Raw genomic sequence first — 15,926 nt, forward strand, 5'->3', positions numbered from 1 at the left:
AAAAAACTATGACAACAACACAAGCAAATATAGATAGCGATGAACTTGACCTCAAACAGCTTTTAAGAACTTTAACCGAAGTCAAAAAGGGGAATTTTGGGGCGCGAATGCCGATCGATCAAACAGGCATGGCGGGGAAAATTGCCGACACTCTCAATGATATTATTGAGATGAACGAACGCATGGCGGCGGAACTCGATCGCATTAGCAATGTCGTCGGCAAAGATGGGAAAATTTACGAACGTGCTTCTTTGGGGGGAAGTGTTAAAGGTGCTTGGCAAAGTTCGATCGAATCACTCAATACTTTAATCACTGATTTAGTACAACCGACAGCTGAAACTGCTAGAGTAATTCGGGCAGTTGCAAACGGCGACTTATCGCAAACAATTCCTACAGAAATCGAAAATCGACCTTTGCGCGGAGAATTTCTCCAAACTGCCCAAATCGTTAACACAATGGTAGACCAGCTTAACTCCTTTGCGGGTGAAGTTACCAGAGTTGCCAAGGATGTGGGAACGGAAGGAAAACTCGGAGTTCAAGCGGAAGTTCGGGGAGTTGCGGGAACTTGGAAAGATTTAACTGACTCGGTAAACTCGATGGCGGGAAATTTAACCGCCCAAGTTCGCAACATTGCGGAAGTGACAACGGCAGTAGCAAACGGCGACCTTTCTAAGAAAATTACAGTAAATGTTAAAGGCGAAATTTTAGAACTAAAAAATACGATTAACGTAATGGTGGATCAACTTAACTCCTTTGCGAGTGAAGTTACCAGAGTTGCCAGGGAAGTGGGAACGGAAGGAAAACTGGGAGTTCAAGCGGAAGTTAAGGGAGTTGCGGGAACTTGGAAAGATTTGACGGATAGCGTCAACTCGATGGCGGGAAATTTAACCGCCCAAGTTCGGAACATTGCAGAAGTAACAACGGCGGTAGCAAACGGCGACCTTTCTAAGAAAATTACAGTTGATGTTAAAGGGGAAATTTTCGAGTTAAAGAGCACTATTAATATAATGGTGGATCAGCTTAACTCCTTTGCAAGTGAAGTTACCAGAGTTGCGAGGGAAGTTGGCGCAGAAGGGAAACTGGGCGGACAAGCGCAAGTTCCGGGAGTTGCGGGAACTTGGAAAGATTTAACAGACAGCGTGAACTTTATGGCGGGAAGTTTAACCGCCCAAGTTCGGAACATTGCGGAAGTGACGACGGCGGTAGCGAATGGCGACTTGTCGAAGAAAATTACCGTTGATGTGAAAGGCGAAATTTTGGAGTTGAAGAACACTATTAATGTAATGGTGGATCAACTTAATTCCTTTGCAAGTGAAGTTACCAGAGTTGCGAGGGAAGTGGGAACGGAAGGAAAACTGGGAGTTCAAGCGGAAGTTAAGGGAGTTGCGGGAACTTGGAAAGACTTAACGGATAATGTGAACTCGATGGCGGATAATTTAACCGCGCAAGTGAGGAACATTGCTGAGGTGGCGACTGCGATCGCAGGTGGCGACTTATCTAAGAAAATTACTGTAGATGTTAAAGGTGAAATTCTCGAACTGAAAAACACCATAAATACAATGGTGGATCAGTTAAGTTCCTTTGCATCGGAAGTTACCAGAGTTGCCAGAGAAGTAGGAACGGAAGGAAAACTGGGAGTTCAAGCGGAAGTTAAGGGAGTTGCGGGAACTTGGAAAGACTTAACGGATAACGTGAACTCGATGGCGGGAAATTTAACCGCGCAAGTTCGGAACATTGCTGAGGTGGCAACTGCGATCGCAAAAGGCGACCTTTCTAAGAAAATTACTGTAGCAGTTAAAGGCGAAATTCTGGAGTTGAAAAACACCGTTAATACAATGGTCGATCAACTTTCGGGATTTGTTTCCGAAGTCACCAAAGTTGCCAGGGAAGTGGGAAGCGAAGGGAAACTCGGCGTTCAAGCAGATGTTCGCGGCGTTGCTGGATCTTGGAAAGACTTAACCGATAGCGTAAACTTTATGGCGGGAAGTTTAACCGCCCAAGTTCGGAACATCGCAGCTGTGACAACGGCGGTAGCGAACGGCGACTTATCCAAGAAAATTACCGTTGATGTGAAAGGCGAAATTTTAGAGTTGAAAAACACCGTCAATACAATGGTGGATCAACTTAACTCCTTCGCTTCGGAAGTAACGAGAGTTGCGAGGGAAGTGGGAACGGAAGGAAAACTGGGAGTACAAGCAGAAGTTCGCGGAGTTGCGGGAACTTGGAAAGATTTAACGGATAGCGTAAACTTCATGGCAAGTAGTCTTACCGCCCAAGTGCGAAACATTGCGGAAGTAACGACGGCGGTGGCGAATGGCGACTTGTCGAAGAAAATTACTGTAGATGTGAAAGGCGAAATTTTAGAGTTGAAAAACACTATTAATACGATGGTGGATCAACTTTCTGCCTTTGCGTCGGAAGTAACAAGAGTCGCCAGAGAGGTGGGAAGCGAAGGAAAACTGGGAGTTCAAGCTTATGTGCGAGGGGTGGCGGGAATTTGGAAAGACCTGACGGACAATGTAAACTCGATGGCGGGAAATTTAACCGCGCAAGTCCGAAATATTGCCGAAGTTACTAAGGCGGTGGCGAATGGCGACTTGTCGAAGAAAATTACCGTTGATGTGAAAGGGGAAATTCTCGATCTGAAAAACACGATCAACGTGATGGTAGATCAACTTAACTCGTTCGCTTCGGAAGTAACGCGGGTAGCGAGGGAAGTGGGAACGGACGGAATTTTGGGCGGACAAGCGGATGTGAAAGGAGTTGCGGGAACTTGGAAAGACTTAACGGATAGTGTGAATTCGATGGCGGGAAATTTAACCGCCCAAGTTCGGGGTATCGCCAAAGTCGTGACGGCGGTGGCGAATGGCGACTTGAAACGCAAGTTAATGCTGGAGGCGAAGGGAGAAATTGAAACTCTGGCAGATACGATCAACGAAATGATCGATACGTTGGCGACTTTTGCGGATCAAGTTACCACAGTTGCGCGAGAAGTGGGAATTGAAGGAAAACTGGGAGGACAAGCGAAAGTACCTGGCGCTTCGGGAACTTGGCGGGCGTTAACGGATAATGTGAACGAACTTGCAGCTAATCTTACTACGCAGGTGAGAGCGATCGCAGAAGTTGCCACAGCAGTAACAAAAGGTGACTTGACTCGTTCTATTGCTGTCGCCGCCCAAGGTGAAGTCGCCGCTTTGAAAGATAACATCAACCAAATGATCGCCAACTTGCGCGAAACTACTCAAAAGAATACCGAACAAGATTGGTTGAAAACTAATCTCGCCAAATTTACCAGAATGTTGCAAGGTCAGCGAGATTTGGAAACAGTTTCTAAGCTGATTTTATCGGAACTCGCGCCGTTAGTTTCCGCCCAACATGGCGTATTTTACTTGATGGAAAATGGCGAAAATCACCCAGCATTCTTAAAATTACTCAGCACTTACGCTTATCGGGAACGCAAACATTTAGCAAACCGTTTCCATTTAGGCGAAGGTTTAGTTGGACAATGTGCCCTAGAAAAAGAACGAATTTTAATCACGGAAGTTCCCGGAGATTATATTAAGATAAGTTCCGGTTTGGGTGAATCACCTCCGTTAAATGCCGTAGTTTTACCAGTGTTGTTTGAGGGACAAGTTACAGCGGTAATTGAACTCGCATCTTTCCGCCGCTTTAGCGAAATACACTTAACTTTCTTCGATCAACTGACGGAAAGTATTGCTATTGTACTGAATACGATCGCCGCCAGTATGCGGACAGAAGAATTACTCAAACAATCGCAATCTTTGGCGGAAGAACTACGCAGTCAGCAGAAAGAACTCACCGAAACTAACCAACGTCTCGAACAACAAGCGAAAACTCTCCAAGCTTCCGAAGAATTACTCAAGCGCCAGCAAGAACAACTGCAACAAACTAATGAAGAATTAGAAGAAAAAGCCGAATTGTTAGCAGTCCAAAAACGGGAAGTGGAACGAAAAAACCGGGAAATCGAACAAGCGAGAATTTCCTTAGAAGAAAAAGCCGAACAATTAGCTTTAACTTCTCGTTACAAGTCCGAATTTTTGGCAAATATGTCTCACGAATTACGGACACCGTTAAACAGTTTGTTAATTTTAGCCCGACTGTTAACAGACAACAGCGATCGCAATCTTTCGGAAAAACAAGTGGAATATGCCCGGACAATTTATTCTGCTGGTAATGATTTATTGGGATTGATTAACGATATTCTCGACTTAGCCAAAATTGAGTCTGGCACAATGTCCGTTGAAGTAGACCAAACTTTATTCATCGATTTACAAAGTCACGTTGAAAGGAATTTCCGCCAAGTAGCGCAAGATAAAAAACTCGACTTTGCCCTGCAATTTGACTCAGGATTACCGAGAGCAATTTACACCGATTCTAAGCGACTTCAACAAATATTGAAAAACCTCTTAGCTAACGCCTTTAAGTTTACGGAAAGAGGTCAAGTTATCTTAAATGTAAGAATAGCAACAGAAGGTTGGAGTCCCGAACAGTCAAATCTTAACCATGCCAACATGGTAATTGCTTTTGCTGTAATTGACACCGGAATTGGCATTCCGCCAGAAAAACAACAAATCATTTTTGAAGCGTTTCAACAAGCAGATGGTACTACCAGTCGGAAGTATGGTGGAACGGGTTTAGGATTATCTATTAGTCGAGAAATTGCCCGGTTATTGGGTGGCGAAATCAAGCTGATCAGTGAAGTTGGCAAGGGTAGTACTTTTACACTTTATCTGCCACAAACATACCTATCTCAAGAGGGAGTAAAAAATCGACGAGATAGCGAAGATCGAAAGAATAAGGAAGAAACTACTCCTTTACTTTCTCGGACTCCCAAAAATAATGGAACTGGGGAAAAAGTGAGTGCTTCTGGACCTCCAGTTGTAAATATGCAGGTGCGAGAAATTGAGGACGATCGCGACGACATCCAACCTGGCGATCGCACTCTGCTAATAGTTGAAGATGACCTGAAATTTGCCAAAATTTTACGAGATATGGTCAAAGAACAAGGTTTTAAAGTATTAGTAGCAACCAGAGGCGATCAAGGTTTAGCGATGGCGAGGGAATTCAAACCAACAGCAATTATCCTCGATATTCGTCTGCCAATTATGGATGGTTGGACAGTGCTCGATCGCTTAAAACATGACCCCAATACTCGCCATATTCCGGTTCACATTATGTCAGTGGAAGAAGGGAAACAGAGGAGTTTACAACAAGGTGCGATCGCTTATTTACAAAAACCAATTAGTAGCGAAGCATTAGGTAATGCTTTTGCCAAAATTAAGGAATTTGTAGAACGTCCAGTCAAAAATTTACTAATCGTAGAAGATGACGAAGTGCAACGCCAAAGCATTATCGAATTAATCGGTAACACTGATGTTGTTAGCACTGGTGTTGCTACGGGTGCAGAAGCTTTAGCTACACTTAAATCAGGACATTTTGATTGTTTGGTGCTAGATTTGGGATTGCCAGATATGACTGGTTTAGAACTAATTGAACAAATCAAACTAGAACCAAGTTTAGGTTATTTACCCATCATTGTTTATACCGGAAAAGAACTTTCAACCCAAGAAGAAACCGAATTGCGCCGCATTTCTGACACAATTATTGTGAAGGGAGTGCGATCGCCAGAACGGTTGTTAGATGAAACAACTTTATTCCTGCATCGAGTTCAAGCTAATTTGCCTACACCCAAACGTTTAATGTTGGAACAATTACAACAAAACGAACCAATTTTAGCAGGGAAAAAAGTTTTAATTGTTGATGATGATGTGCGGAATATTTTCGCCCTCACCAGTATGTTGGAAAGTCATAAAATGCAGGTACTTTATGCTGAAAACGGCAGAGATGGCATTTCTGTTTTACAAAATCACCCAGACATTGATTTAGTGCTTATGGATATTATGATGCCGGAAATGGATGGTTATGAAACTATGCAAGCAATCAGGCAAAATGCACAATTCCAAAATCTGCCAATGATTGCTTTAACTGCTAAAGCAATGAAAGGCGATCGCGAAAAATGTATCGAAGCAGGTGCTTCCGATTACATTACCAAACCTGTCGATAATGACCAATTAATCTCATTATTGCGGGTGTGGTTATATCGATAGAAACTAAGGGAAATGAAGATAAAGTATGAAAAGTAGATAGAAAATTTCATACTTTATCGCTTGTCCCAGTTTTATGTCCCCTAGACACCGGAATGAATTGGAAGAAATCGAAATTAAATTACTACTCGAAGGCATTTATCTGTACTATGGTTTTGATTTTCGTAACTACGCTATGGCATCCTTAAAACGTCGAATCTGGAACATAATTCACTCCGAAAACCTCAACACCGTCTCAGGATTACAAGAAAAGGTGTTACACGATCCTGCTTGTATGGAACGGTTTCTGTTAGGTTTGTCGGTAAATGTAACCTCAATGTTCCGCGATCCGAGTTTTTATATTGCCTTTAGAGATAAAGCAATTCCTTTACTACGAACTTATCCTTTTATTCGGATTTGGCACGCTGGTTGTTCTACGGGTGAGGAGGTTTATTCTCTAGCAATACTGATGTTTGAAGAAGGTTTATATCATCGTTGTCGCATCTATGCTACAGACATGAATGAAGCTGTGCTGCGTCAAGCGAAAGCGGGGATTATTCCGCTGGATTTGATGAAAGAATACACTCAACTCTATCTTCAGGCAGGTGGTAAAAGTGAGTTTTCCGAGTATTATACAGCCGCTTATAATAGCGCAATTATTCGTTCTTTCCTGAGAGAAAACATTGTCTTTTCTCCTCATAATTTAGTGACGGATGCTTCTTTTAATGAATTCAATGTAATTCTCTGCCGTAATGTTTTAATTTACTTCGATCGCACGCTCCAAGAACGAGTACATAAGTTACTATACGAAAGCTTACGTCATTTTGGCATTTTAGGATTGGGGAAACATGAAACACTGAAAACAACCGCTTACGAAAACTATTATGAAGAGTTGGATAGCCAGGAAAAAATTTATCGGAGGATCGCTTAATGGATTTTAAAATAGTAGTTATAGGTACATCTTTGGGCGGGTTTAATGCTTTACAAGTAATTTTATCAGCATTACCGAAAAATTTACCTGTGGCAGTGGCGATCGCTCAACACCGTCATCGATCTTCTAATGGAGAATTAGTTAACTATTTGCAAGAAACAAGTGTATTACCAGTGAGAGAAGCAGAAGACAAACAACCAATTATTCCCGGAATAGTTTTCTTAGCACCCGCCGACTATCATTTGTTAATAGAACCAGGGTATTTTGCTCTTTCTAAAGATGCACCCGTCACTTATGCCAGACCATCAATTGATGTATTATTTGAGTCGGCTGCTGATGCTTATGAGGAGCAAGTTATTGGTATAATTCTAACAGGAGCTAACAATGATGGTGCTAAAGGATTAGCCAAAATTCAAGCTTACGGAGGAACAGCAATTGTCCAAAAACCAGATACAGCTGAATGTCCAGTTATGCCAGAAGCAGCAATTAAAGCAGTAAAAAAACCGCAAATTTTACCTTTAGCTGAAATAGTTCCTTTTTTGAATTCCCAGATCAAATTTCAGGTTTTAATTTGAATCGAAAATCGATCGCTCAAATTTCATCTTTCTCAGTGAAAATTTATGCCATCTGTACCAAGTTGAAATAAGTATATGGAATCTGACCCCAAAGTAAATGTCCTGTTAGTAGACGATCACTCGGAAAATCTAATTGCTTTAGAAGCAATATTAGATGGATTAGGACAAAATTTAGTCAAAGCAAGTTCGGGAGAAGAAGCTTTACGATGTTTGCTGAATCAAGATTTTGCAGTTATTTTATTAGATGTACAAATGCCGCGAATGGATGGTTTTGAAACTGCTACTTTGATTCGCCAGAGGGAAAGGTCACGCAACACACCAATTATTTTTCTGACAGCTTTTAGTACTAACGATAACTTAATGTTTAAAGGTTATTCTTTAGGTGCGGTAGATTATTTATTAAAACCGATCGATCCCGTTATATTAAGTTCTAAAGTATCCGTATTTGTTGACCTATTCAAAAAAAATCTGGAAGTCCAACATCAAGCAGCACAACTAGCAGCAATGAATGCCGAACTTAAACAAAGCGAAGAGAGATTTCGTACCTTGAGTGCTTGTTCTCCAGTAGGCATATTTCTTACTGATACCTTTGGCAGATGTACTTATAGCAACCCTCGATTTCAAGCAATTTGTGGGTTTATTACTGCCGAAAGTTGGTACGGAGAATTCGCGAATATAACCTTACCAGAAGACCGAGATTTATTATTAATTGAATGGCCTAATTCTATTCACCAAGGACAACCTTATTCTGGGGAATTTCGCATTTATCAACCCGATAAATCTCTGCGTTGGGTACATATTCGCACTGCACCAATGCTTTCCGATAGTGGCAACTTGTTAGGTCATGTGGGCACGATTGAAGACATTACAGAACGCAAACAAACTGAAGCAGTACGGGAACAATTTATCCGCGAACACGCTGCTAGACAGCAAGCGGAAGAAGCTAACCGGATGAAAGACGAATTTTTAGCAATTCTTTCTCATGAACTTCGCACTCCATTAAACTCAATTTTAGGTTGGTCGCGGTTGTTAGTTACGAAAAAATTTGATGAAAAAACGAGAATAAAAGCTTTAGAAACAATTGAACGTAATGCCCGATCGCAAGCTCGATTAGTAAATGATATTCTTGATGTTTCTCAAATTATTCAAGGCAACTTAAGGTTAAGTATTCAAACAGTTAATTTACAAAATTTGATTGAAGTAACTGTGGAAACAATGCGCCTCCAAGCTGAGGAAAAATCTGTGGAAATTAAAACTAATTTATATCCCACCGCACTTAGAGTTTCTGGAGATTCAGAACGGTTAAGACAAATTTTGGCAAATTTGCTTTCTAATGCCATAAAGTTCACTCCCGAATCAGGAGAAATAGAAGTTAGATTGAAATTAATAGAAACAACAGAAACACCTATAAGCAGTCAGTACGCTCAGTTACAAGTAATTGACCAAGGTATTGGTATAAGTCCAGATTTTTTACCTCATGTTTTCGATAGTTTCCGACAAGGAAATAGCAGCATTAACCGACCTTACGGGGGATTAGGTTTAGGATTAGCGATCGCTCGTCACTTAGTAGAATTACATGGGGGAACTATTAGAGCCGAAAGCGAAGGCGAAGGGAAAGGCGCAACTTTTACGATCGATCTACCCCTAAACAGTAGCATCCCGGAAACTGAAATAGAGCAAAAAAAAATAATGAAAACTTCGGGGAATGAATATGAAAATGAAGAATTAGATTGTCAGATAAAGCGCGATCGAACTCAACTTTTATTAGTGGAAAATCATGCCAACACTAGCGAATAAGCTGTAGAGGAGATGGGGGGATGGGGAGATGGGGAGATGGGGAGATGGGGAGATGGGGAGATGGGGGGATGGGGAGACAAGGGGAAGTTGATTAACTCATAACTTAAAACTCAAAACTCTCTCCTTAACTCAAAACTCAAAACTCAAAACTCAAAACTCAAAACTTACCTGTACTCAAAACAGATTATCCTTTTCTAAGGACGGGGATTGTAGTCTGTGAGGATTAACGATGTACATTGTACAAATTGCCTCTGAATGCGCTCCTGTGATTAAGGCAGGGGGCTTAGGCGATGTAGTTTATGGACTCAGTAGAGAGCTAGAGATTCGGGGGCATGGGGTAGAATTAATTCTGCCAAAGTACGATTGTATGCGGTATGACCATATTTGGGGACTCCATGATGCCTACCGCGATTTAATGGTGCCTTGGTTTGACGGCGCAATTCGCTGTCATGTTTATTGTGGTTGGGTGCATGGGCGGTTATGCTTTTTTATCGAACCTCTTTCTGAGGATAATTTCTTTAATCGGGGTTGCTATTACGGTTGTTTAGACGATCATTTGCGCTTTGCCTTTTTTAGCAAGGCAGCTTTAGAATTTCTCTTAATCACTAATAAACGCCCCGATGTAATTCATTGTCACGATTGGCAAACTGGTTTGGTTCCAGTCATGCTATTTGAAATTTACAAATATCATGGGATGCCAAATCAGCGAGTCTGCTACACAATTCACAATTTTAAACATCAAGGAGTAGCAGGTGCTAATGTTCTTTGGGCAACGGGATTAAATAATGAGCCTTATTATTTTAGTAAAGATCGTTTGATGGATGATACCCATTCAACGGCGATCAATTTTATGAAAGGGGGAATTGTTTATTCAAATTTTGTGAATACAGTTTCGCCGCACCATGCTTGGGAAGCAAGATTTACTGCGGTTGGTTGCGGGTTAGGTAATATTTTGCACGTTCATCAACATAAGTTTGGTGGGGTGTTGAATGGGATTGATTATGAGGTGTGGAATCCGGTGGTCGATCGCTACCTCTCGGATCATTACAGTAGCGAGGATTTGCAAGGCAAAACCCTGAATAAAAAAGCTCTCCGAGAACGACTTTGGCTCAAACATTGTGACAAACCAATTATTTGCTACATCGGCAGATTAGACGAGCAAAAAGGCGTGCATTTAGTCCATCATGCGATTTATTACGCTTTACATAAAAAAGCGCAATTTGTGTTACTGGGAGCAGCAACAGAACCGGGAATTAATTCTTGGTTTTGGCATGAAAAAAATCACCTCAATAGTAATCCTGATTGTCACATAGAACTGGGTTTTAATGAGGAATTATCCCATTTAATTTATGCTGGTGCAGATATGATTATCGTGCCAAGTAATTACGAACCCTGCGGACTGACGCAAATGATCGGGTTAAAATATGGGACTGTGCCGATCGTCCGAGGTGTTGGCGGTTTGGTAAACACAGTTTTTGATTGGGATTATGATGAAAATAAACCCCAAGAAGAACGCAATGGTTTTGTGTTTTATCAGACAGATAATGGGGCTATTGAATCGGCGATCGATCGAGCCATTGACTTGTGGTATAAATCTCCAGAAATATTCCGCCAATTGATGATTCAAGGCATGGAATATGACTACTCTTGGAATCATCCCGGCGCTCAATATATCGGAATTTACGATCATATTCGGCACAAGTAGGAGATTAGGTAAGTTTTGAGTTTTGGCTTTTCTAAGTTCAAATAAAAGTAGAGACGTTGTATACAACGTCTCTACTTTTATCTAATTGTTAGAGCCGATCGTGTGAATATTGAGGAAATTGGTACTACCTGATTTGCCAAAGGGAATGCCACCCAAAATTAATACTTTGTCTCCAGCAACGGCAAAGTTGCGTTGAATTAAATCAGCTTCTACTTGATTTACCACTTCAATTGGATTGTCGCTAAATGAGGAGTTGAGTAAGATTGGTCTTACTCCCCAGTTCAAACTTAAACGTTGATAAATTCTCTCATTAGGAGTGTAGGCGACGATCGGGGCTCTCGGTCGTTCTTTCGATGCGAGTTTGGCAGCGAAGCCTGTTTCTGTTAGGGCTACGATGCACTGTAAATCGAGGATGCGATCGATCTCGTTCAACGCTTCACTCAGCGCATAAGCATCAGTAATCTGATTGGGAGGATAGTTGACGAACTTAACGGTTCGCTCGATTTCAGTGGCGATGCGTGCCAACATGGTGACGGATTCTACCGGATAGTCGCCCACTGCGGATTCAGCAGACAGCATTACCGCATCTGTACCGTCGATAATTGCATTGGCAACGTCGCTAGCTTCGGCGCGAGTCGGACGGGGATTGTGAATCATGCTATCCAACATTTGAGTTGCCGTGATTACGGGAATCCCTTTTTGGTTGCACATTTGAACGATCTGCTTTTGAATTAGGGGTACTTTTTCCGGGTTCATTTCTACGCCCAGGTCGCCTCGTGCTACCATGATCGCATCGCACAGATCGACGATCGCTTCCAGATTGGCGATCGCTTGGGGCTTCTCCAACTTCGCCAACACGGGAATATCAGCCCCTTTCTGTTTCAGCAAGTCTTTTAAAGCTTGAATATCTTCAGGTTTGCGGACAAAACTCAGGGAAATAATGTCAACACCTTGTTCGATGCCAAAATTGAGGTCTTCTTCGTCTTTTTCCGTCATCGAAGGTAGGCGCAGATTTAAGGTGGGAAAGTTAACTCCCTTGTGGCTTTTCAAGATACCACCTGTCACCACTTTACATTGAACGGCAGTTCCTTCCACCTTTTCCACTTCCAGTTCCAGCAAGCCATCATCGAGGAGAACGAGAGTTCCCGGTGTTGCTTCCTCTGCGACATAAGGATAGTCAATATCAACTGTATCTGGTTGTTCAGTGTAGTCGGCACTTGGCACCAAAGTCAGACTCGCGCCTTCATGAAGCATTATCCCTTCGCTTGGTAAGTTTCCCACCCGGATTTTTGGCCCCTGTAAATCTTGCAGCAACATCAATGGCAAGTCCAGTTCCGCAGAAACAGAACGTAGGCGCTTGATTCGGGCGGCGTGTTCTTCGTAACTGCCATGAGAGAAGTTAAGCCGTGCTACATTCATTCCTGCCAGCATCATTTTTCGCAGCATTTCAGGAGAATCGCTGGCTGGTCCGATCGTTGCTACAATTTTGGTGCGATGAATCAATGGTTTCATACTAATCCTTCCTTTTTTGACAATTAAGCTGTAAAATAAATCGAATCTCTGTAATAGACAAAAATCCCAGCTAGGTGATGATTTGAACTCTTTAGGATTTCACAAAATCAATTCAACCAGCTACAAAATCTTCGAGCAATTTAAACCAGTAAAAAACCATTATCTAGAGTTTCTAGGAATGGAGTTCACAAAGTTTTGCCATCAACTCTGCAACCAGATTTCCTCAGAAACCCTTAGAGACGTTATATACAACGTTTCTACAAAGAGATTTGGTTAACAGCATTACTAATTCCAATTCGGAGCAATCACGAAATTTAATATAGGATACTTTGACCCAAAATTATATGAAAATAATATTACGATACTTATCCAAAATCTTGTTATCCAGAATACAAGTAATTGATTTCTGGCGGAAAGGCAAAGGAAGAAACGATGTTAGACTTTGAAGAAGTGCGACAGAAAGCAACAGAACTCCATCTGAGTTTCAAGCAACTGACAAGTTTGCCAGCCCAAATAGGACAACTTCATTCTTTGATATGGATCGATCTGAGCCAAAACCAACTGACAAGTTTACCAGCAGAAATAGGACAACTAAATTCTTTGGTAGTACTCAATCTAAGTTACAATCAATTGACAAGTTTACCAGCAGAAATAGGACAACTAAATTCTTTGGTAGTACTCAATCTAAGTTGCAATCAATTGACAAGTTTGCCTGTAGAAATAGGACAACTATATTCTTTGGCGGAACTCGATCTAAGTTACAATCAACTAACAAATTTGCCACCAGATATTGGACAATTGCATTCTTTAAAAGAACTCTATTTATTCAACAATAAATTAAATAATTTACCAGCAGAAATTGAAGAACTGCATTCTTTGAAAGAACTCAATCTGGACGACAATCCGATTCAAGATTTGTCTGCTTTAGCCAATCATCCCAATCAGAATTTGAGTGTTTACTGTTTTGAAATTGAACTTCCGCGACGTTATTGGACAGATTTGAATCAGTGGAAAGCTGAATGGTTACTGACAGAAGAGAATGCGGAAGTGCGGCGAGTTTTGATTCAACAAATTGGGTGTTATCGCATTATGCAAGAGTTGGGGGCGAGTGCGATCGATCATTACCGCGAATACACCCTACTAAAGATAGATGCAAATATCGACATCGAACCGATCCATTTGCTAAAAATGACTTGTCCGAGTACGGGACACATTCACGTCTTGCGCGTACCACCTAATCTCACTTCTGCCAGAGATGCGATTCGTTGGGTAAACTGGGATATTGACCCGGAAGCTTTTGCTGTGGAGACTTGAAAGGTTGTTAGTTTGTGGTGTTTTGGGGGGCGATCATCTTTCTGGGAAAAATTCATTATCTAGCACTTGCTCGAAAAGGTAAGGAGATTCTTCAGGGAAATGTTCGTAATCGAGAAAAGTCTCTCTAACAGCTAAATCCAAACCATCTTTGTAAGCATTTTCTAAAGCTTCCGGTAGGAAAGGTTGTAAGCTAGGGTTTTCTTTCAGAAGTCTCAAAATTCGGCGACGTTGTTCTTTAATTGTTGCTACCCAACTTTTTGATCTGTGTTCCGGTTGAAATTCCCATTTTAATAAATGCCCCAGTAGAACTCCCAAACGGTTCTCTAACTCTTGTCTTTCTCGCCTACCCAAAGAATCAATCTCCTCAATCAAATTGGGAATGTCTAAGCAACTCCATTTTTCCTCTTTGAGCAGCTTTACCTGTTCTTGAGTCCATCCATAAAAATCCAAGTTGTACAGTGCAGAGGGATTTTGCACTACTGAGTACCTCTAAGTGAAATGGCTTAACATCCCTAAAGTATAGCTCTCTTAAGTTTCGGCGGAAATTCCTCAAACCAAATCCACAATGTTGGGTGTTATCGCATTTTTCAAGAGTTGGGGGCAAGTGCGATCGATAATTACCGCGAATACACCCTACTTAAAATAGATGCAAACATCGACATCGAACCAATCCATTTGTTAAAAATGACTTGTCCGAGTACGGGAAATATTCACGTTTTGCGCGTACCACCTACTCTCACATCTGCCAGAGATGCGATTCGCTGGGTAAAGTGGGATATTGACCCGGAAGCTTTTGCGATCGAGACTTGAAAGGTTGTTAGGTTGTGGTTTTTTGGAGGGGCGATCGATTCCACATTTATACTACATTTGAAGTATAAATGTGTTACGTTAATTTGTGGGTAGTTTGGCGACGAACTATCAGAGGCGATCGTTTGTATTGCTTACCAAAGTCGCTGGAAGGGGTAATGTCACTGTATCATGCTCAAGAGGGGTACTTTGTTCTTGCTATAGCATCATAAAGGGTTCTGGTTTTTAGATTAATTAAGAAGTGAATTTTTTTTTTTGTAAAGTTTAGTGAAATGTTTTGCATTTCCCAGACACTGACAAGACTCAAAAACCAGAGGTTCGTTTCATCCATCAACAAATCTGTAACTCGTTCTGAAAGCCGTTCTGGAGTGAGCGACAGCCAAATAAAAAGTGCGTGTCTAAGAGCAGATTCATAGTTCCCCAAGCCAAAATTCGTCCGCTAAGGGAGCATCGAAGTCCTCGCTCATCCAACCCATATCCTTGTGTAAGCCCAGCACACGACCTGATTTTTGTTGAGGAGTATAGCTATACTTTTGGGCGAGAAATTCCACAAAATCAGCTACTTGCTGTTGTTGTTCTGGTGGCAGGGTTTGTAGCTTGATGAGAAAGTTTCTGGCTGAATATGAAGATTTAGAAGTCATAGAGTGTATACATATTTGCTCAATTTTCTGATTGTATATTAATTTTTTGATAGTTGACCCGGAAGCTTTTGCTGTCGAGACTTGAATGGTTGTTAGGTTGTGGTGTTTTGGGGGATAGCGATCCTACATTCGATACTGCCAATGTAGTATAGTAGCAATACATCAACAGTTGGAATTGAACGAAAAATAAATGTAGTTTAGAGATATTTATAGAGAGGAAATTTGTTATGCAACCAATCAGACAAGGCGACGTAATTTTAATTCCTACTCAATCTATTGAAGGTGAACAACTGCCTCACCTGGCACTAGCAGAAGGAGAAGTCACCGGACACAAACACCGCATTAGCGAAGGGGAAGCAGAATTATATGAACGGAATGGAACTCTGTATTTAAAAGTATTGTCACCCACAGCATTACTAACTCATGAAGAACATCAAAAAATAGCTATTCCCCAAGGTAATTGGGTGATTCGCATTCAACGCGAATATGAGCCGGAAGGGTGGCGCTACGTCGCGGATTGAGCAAATTGAAAACCGGATT

Annotated in this window: 10 protein-coding genes and 1 pseudogene; 8 read left to right on the plus strand and 3 right to left on the minus strand. The window is 41.5% G+C overall.

The window, feature by feature from the left end; all coding sequences use genetic code 11:
* The first annotated feature begins 8 nt into the window (after positions 1–8).
* The 5 genes from ACE1CA_RS14355 to glgA all read left to right on the plus strand — a co-directional run bounded on the left by ACE1CA_RS14355 (position 9) and on the right by glgA (position 11,112).
* Positions 9–6,128, plus strand: coding sequence for a HAMP domain-containing protein (locus tag ACE1CA_RS14355; RefSeq protein WP_413278756.1), 6,120 nt, complete (start codon positions 9–11; stop codon positions 6,126–6,128).
* 73 nt (positions 6,129–6,201) lie between these two features.
* Complete coding sequence (locus ACE1CA_RS14360) at positions 6,202–7,035, plus strand: CheR family methyltransferase (RefSeq protein WP_413278755.1); 834 nt, start codon at positions 6,202–6,204, stop codon at positions 7,033–7,035.
* A complete protein-coding gene (locus ACE1CA_RS14365) occupies positions 7,035–7,610 on the plus strand; it encodes a chemotaxis protein CheB (protein WP_413278754.1) in 576 nt (191 codons plus the stop codon). Before ACE1CA_RS14360 ends, ACE1CA_RS14365 begins: the two co-directional genes overlap by 1 nt.
* Positions 7,611–7,685: 75 nt before the next feature.
* The gene (locus tag ACE1CA_RS14370) at positions 7,686–9,407 is read left to right on the plus strand and encodes a sensor histidine kinase (RefSeq protein ID WP_413278753.1); all 1,722 of its coding nucleotides are present in this window, start codon (positions 7,686–7,688) and stop codon (positions 9,405–9,407) included.
* 229 nt (positions 9,408–9,636) lie between these two features.
* The gene (glgA, locus tag ACE1CA_RS14375; RefSeq protein WP_413278752.1) at positions 9,637–11,112 is read left to right on the plus strand and encodes a glycogen synthase GlgA; all 1,476 of its coding nucleotides are present in this window, start codon (positions 9,637–9,639) and stop codon (positions 11,110–11,112) included.
* 81 nt (positions 11,113–11,193) lie between these two features.
* Here the strand turns inward: glgA and pyk are convergent, their stop codons facing one another.
* Entirely contained in the window at positions 11,194–12,624 is a 1,431-nt protein-coding gene (gene pyk / locus ACE1CA_RS14380) for a pyruvate kinase (protein WP_413278751.1), read from the minus strand.
* Between the two features lie 432 nt (positions 12,625–13,056).
* Here pyk and ACE1CA_RS14385 point away from each other — a divergent pair, with 432 nt between their 5' ends.
* Positions 13,057–13,938: a leucine-rich repeat domain-containing protein gene (locus ACE1CA_RS14385; RefSeq protein ID WP_413278750.1), complete on the plus strand. Its 882-nt coding sequence runs from the start codon at positions 13,057–13,059 to the stop codon at positions 13,936–13,938.
* A 33-nt stretch (positions 13,939–13,971) separates the two neighbouring features.
* Here the strand turns inward: ACE1CA_RS14385 and ACE1CA_RS14390 are convergent, their stop codons facing one another.
* Positions 13,972–14,415 (minus strand): DUF29 domain-containing protein, encoded by a 444-nt coding sequence (locus ACE1CA_RS14390; RefSeq protein ID WP_413278749.1) that lies wholly within the window; start codon positions 14,413–14,415, stop codon positions 13,972–13,974.
* A 93-nt stretch (positions 14,416–14,508) separates the two neighbouring features.
* Between ACE1CA_RS14390 and ACE1CA_RS14395 the strand changes: the two are divergent.
* Positions 14,509–14,748 (plus strand): annotated as a pseudogene (locus tag ACE1CA_RS14395) (hypothetical protein); the annotation flags it as partial.
* 407 nt (positions 14,749–15,155) lie between these two features.
* Here ACE1CA_RS14395 and vapB read toward each other — a convergent pair.
* A complete protein-coding gene (vapB, locus tag ACE1CA_RS14400) occupies positions 15,156–15,386 on the minus strand; it encodes a type II toxin-antitoxin system VapB family antitoxin (protein WP_413278746.1) in 231 nt (76 codons plus the stop codon).
* A 227-nt stretch (positions 15,387–15,613) separates the two neighbouring features.
* Between vapB and ACE1CA_RS14405 the strand changes: the two genes are divergently transcribed.
* Positions 15,614–15,907: a hypothetical protein gene (locus ACE1CA_RS14405; RefSeq protein WP_413278745.1), complete on the plus strand. Its 294-nt coding sequence runs from the start codon at positions 15,614–15,616 to the stop codon at positions 15,905–15,907.
* Positions 15,908–15,926: the final 19 nt, after the last annotated feature.

This window comes from Floridaenema evergladense BLCC-F167 (assembly GCF_041929205.2).
In the GTDB taxonomy this organism is placed as follows: domain Bacteria; phylum Cyanobacteriota; class Cyanobacteriia; order Cyanobacteriales; family Aerosakkonemataceae; genus Floridanema; species Floridanema evergladense.